At 75.3% G+C, this 2,847-nt stretch carries 2 protein-coding genes; both read right to left on the bottom strand.

Translation table 11 applies throughout. The features are described 5' to 3' along the window. Positions 1–47: 47 nt before the first annotated feature. Positions 48–761, bottom strand: coding sequence for a ricin-type beta-trefoil lectin domain protein (locus tag ACFU6K_RS35750; protein ID WP_380670314.1), 714 nt, complete (start codon positions 759–761; stop codon positions 48–50). A 296-nt stretch (positions 762–1,057) separates the two neighbouring features. Beyond that, positions 1,058–2,731, bottom strand: a complete 1,674-nt coding sequence (locus tag ACFU6K_RS35755) for a DEAD/DEAH box helicase (RefSeq protein ID WP_380670316.1) — start codon at positions 2,729–2,731, stop codon at positions 1,058–1,060. Between the last annotated feature and the right edge of the window lie 116 nt (positions 2,732–2,847).

Raw genomic sequence — 2,847 nt, forward strand, 5'->3', positions numbered from 1 at the left:
CCGGTGTGGTGCGGGGGCGGCGGACCGTGGTGAGTGGGGCTCGGGCGTCAGACCGGGAGGTTCCACTTCTGGTTGGCGGCGCCGTTGCAGTCCCAGATGCCGAGCTGGTTGCCGTTGTCGGTGGAGAAACCGAGGTCGTCCAGGCAGCGGCCGGACTGCGGGTTGAGGAGCGAGCCGTCGGGGCGGGCCTGCCACTGCTGGGCGCCGCTGCCGTTGCAGTCGTAGATCTGGACCTTGGTGCCGTTGCCGGTGTTGCCACCGGAGACGTCCATGCACTTGCCGAGGGCGCGGATCGTGCCGTCGACGCCGATCCGCCACTTCTGCGCGACGGAGCCGTTGCAGTCGTAGATCTGGACGGGGGCGCCGTTGCCGAGGTTGGCGCCCTTCACGTCGACGCACTTGCTCGCGTAGCCGGTGATCTGGCCGGTCGGGCCGGCCGGCGGGGCGGCGCCGAGGACGACGCGCGGGAACATGACGCTGTCGCCGATGCCGCAGGAGGCGGACGCGGTGCCGTCGCCGATCGCGAGGCCGCCGATGGCGGGGCGGGAGAACTGCACGGTGTGGTTGGAGTTCCAGTAGAGACAGGTGGCGGTGACGGTCCAGGTCTGCATCGGGTCGAGGCCGCTACAGCTGCCGACGGCGTTCCAGCCGGAGGCCCACGCGCCGCAGGCCGGGGCGGCCTGGGCGGAGGTGGCCGGGGCGGCCAGGGCGGCGGCACCGGCGAGCAGGGCGGTGGTCAGCAGGGCGGAGGTTCGGCGCATGGGACGGTCGTCCTTCCGAGTGGGGGGATCGCGTGGACTCACCATCCGGGCCTCCGTGGTGACGGGGTGTCGGATGTGTGGGCCGCGTCAGAGACTCGGGGGTGCGCGGTCGGCCGTCAACCGGCAGCGCACCGGCAGCTGCCGGGTGCGCCGGGGCTGAGCTGGGCGGTCGGCCCGGGCGGCAGTTTCGCCGAAGCCCGCGGCGAGGAAGGCCGGCCCCGGAAAGCCGGAGGGCCCCGCACGCCCCCTGCTGCGAGGGGGTGTGCGGGGCCCGTACGACGTGGCCGGGAGGGCCGTCAGTCCGCCTTGCGGCGCTGGCGGCCGGTGCCGTAGTTGGAGCCGGACTTGGAGCCGCTGCCGGGCTTGGCGCGCCCCGAGGAGCGGCCGATGAAGCCGGCCGCCTGCGGGCGCTCGCCCTGGGCGGCGCCGCCGATCCGCTGCTTGGGGCGGGGGCGGCGCGGGTTGCCGTTCATGTCGACGTCGGCGGGCAGCGCGGAGCGCTTGCCGGGCCGGCGGCGGGGGGTGCCGGACTTGGCCCCGGCGGGCTTGTCGGCGCCGCCCTTGGCCCCGGCGGCCGCGGCCTGGTCGGCGGTGACCGGTACGGCCAGCGTCACGGCCACGCCGCTGGGGGTGCGGGCACCGGTGATCCGGGTGAGGTCGGCGTCGCCCGGGCGGACCTTGGTGACGGTCGGGCGGATGCCGGCCGTCGTCATCAGCCGGTTGACCTCGCGGCGCTGCTCGGGCAGCACCAGGGTGACGACCGTCCCGGACTCGCCGGCCCGGGCGGTGCGGCCGCCGCGGTGCAGGTAGTCCTTGTGGTCGACCGGCGGGTCGACGTTGACGACCAGGTCCAGGCCGTCGATGTGGATGCCGCGGGCGGCGACGTTGGTCGCGATGAGCGCGGTGACGTGGCCGTCCCGGAACTGGTCCAGGACCCGGTTGCGCTGCGGCTGGGACTTGCCGCCGTGCAGCGCGGCGGCCTTCACGCCGTTGGCGAGCAGCTGCTTGGCCAGCCGGTCGGCGCCGTGCTTGGTGTGCACGAACATGATCACGCGGCCGTCGCGGGAGGCGATGTGCGCGGTGGCGGAGGCCTTGTCGGCCTGCTCCAGCTGGAGGACGTGGTGGTCCATGGTGGTGACCGCGCCGGCCGACGGGTCGACCGAGTGGGTCACCGGGTCGGTCAGGAAGCGCTTGACCAGCCGGTCGACGTTGCGGTCCAGGGTGGCGGAGAACAGCATCCGCTGCCCGCCCTCGGCGACCTGCTCCAGCAGCTTGCTGACCTGCGGCAGGAAGCCCATGTCGGCCATCTGGTCGGCCTCGTCGAGGACGGTGATCGCCACGTCGGAGAGGTTGACGTCGCCGCGCCCGATCAGGTCGTCCAGCCGGCCCGGGGTGGCCACCAGGACCTCGGTGCCGCGGCGCACCGCGTTGGCCTGCTTGTTGATCGACATGCCGCCGACGACGGTGGTGATCCGCAGGTTGACGGCGGTCGCGTACGGGGTGAGCGCCTCGGTGACCTGCTGGGCCAGCTCGCGGGTGGGCACCAGGACGAGCGCCAGCGGGTACCGGGCGTCGGCGCGGCGCCCGGCGGTGCGGGCGAGCAGCGGCAGGCCGAAGGCCAGGGTCTTGCCGGAGCCGGTGCGGCCGCGGCCGAGGACGTCGCGCCCGGCGATCGAGTCGGGCAGCGTGGCGGCCTGGATCGGGAAGGGCTCGGTGACGCCCTGGCGGCCGAGCGCGGAGAGGATCGCCTTGGGCATCTCCAGCTCGGCGAAGGACGCCGCCGGGGGCCGGGCCGGGGTGCCCTGGACCACGGTGAAGTCGGTGGCCTCGGGGGCGGCGGCGGGGCGGGCCTGCTTGGGGGCGCCGCTACGGCCGCGCGGCTTGCGCGGGCGGTCGCCGCCGGCGGTGCGGCGGGCCTGGTCGGTGGTGCGGGGGCCGCGGTCGCGCGGCGGGCGGGCAGGGGTGGTCACGGATTCTCCGTCCGTCGGTCTGCAGCCCGGGCTGCGGGCTGGAGTCGGCCGTCGGATGCATGGAGTGCGCCGCCCCGGCCGTACGGCGGCATGAGCGGGGGCCCGCACCGTGCGGT

Origin of the sequence: Kitasatospora sp. NPDC057512 (genome assembly GCF_042802135.1) — a bacterium.
Lineage (GTDB): Bacteria > Actinomycetota > Actinomycetes > Streptomycetales > Streptomycetaceae > Kitasatospora.